This is a genomic window from Peribacillus sp. SIMBA_075 (assembly GCF_046534585.1).
Genome location: NZ_JAWRYN010001707.1, coordinates 1 through 232 on the forward strand (window position 1 = coordinate 1; position 232 = coordinate 232).

1 protein-coding gene is annotated in these 232 nt (G+C 49.6%); it reads left to right on the plus strand.

Going from position 1 to position 232, the window contains the following annotated elements; all coding sequences use genetic code 11:
• Positions 1–232 (plus strand): ATP phosphoribosyltransferase (hisG, locus tag SB775_RS34250; RefSeq protein ID WP_410865743.1); only part of this gene is annotated, 232 nt, incomplete at both ends.

Here is a 232-nt window from a genome sequence, read left to right on the forward strand (position 1 = left end):
CCAGGAGCCAGCTGGGGCGGTGTCGCGCCGCGTGTGGCAACGAAGTACCCAAACGTAGCCTCGTCCTATTTTAGAGAGCAAGGTGAGCAGGTAGAAATCAGTAAGCTGAATGGTTCCATTGAATTAGCACCGCTCATCGGCCTTGCCGATCGAATTGTTGACATTGTCTCCACAGGTCAAACGCTGAAGGAAAATGGACTTGTCGAAACTGAACATATTTGTGATATTACGT